This window comes from Bradyrhizobium sp. Bra64 (assembly GCF_024519875.1).
GTDB classification, from domain to species: domain Bacteria; phylum Pseudomonadota; class Alphaproteobacteria; order Rhizobiales; family Xanthobacteraceae; genus Bradyrhizobium; species Bradyrhizobium japonicum_G.
Genome location: NZ_JALJRD010000038.1, coordinates 1 through 317, shown reverse-complemented (window position 1 = coordinate 317; position 317 = coordinate 1). Strand labels below are relative to the sequence as shown.

1 pseudogene is annotated in these 317 nt (G+C 67.2%); it reads right to left on the bottom strand.

From position 1 onward, the window contains the following. Positions 1-83: 83 nt before the first annotated feature. Positions 84-317, bottom strand: a pseudogene (locus NR187_RS34845) (hypothetical protein); the annotation flags it as partial.

Sequence of the window (317 nt, the reverse complement as noted above, 5' to 3'; positions counted from 1 at the left end):
CTGGGCGTGGCGATGCGCGGCGATCGCGGCCATGATCTTCTCAGCCCCGCCGGTGCCGAAGCCGCCCTGCAGCATCAGCACCCTCACTCGGCCGCCTCCATGCGCAGGGGGGTGACGGGCCCGGGGGCGTTCAGCGCGGCCTCGACGATGGGCGCGTTGATGTTCTTGGTCTGCAGGAAGATGCGGCCGATGTATTCGCCCAGGATTCCCAGGAACATCGCGTTCAGCGTCATCGACATCAGCAGCAGCACCACCAGCGTGGCAAAGCCCGGCGGCCATTCCTGCCCGAACAGCAGCTTGCCCACCAGATAGCCCAG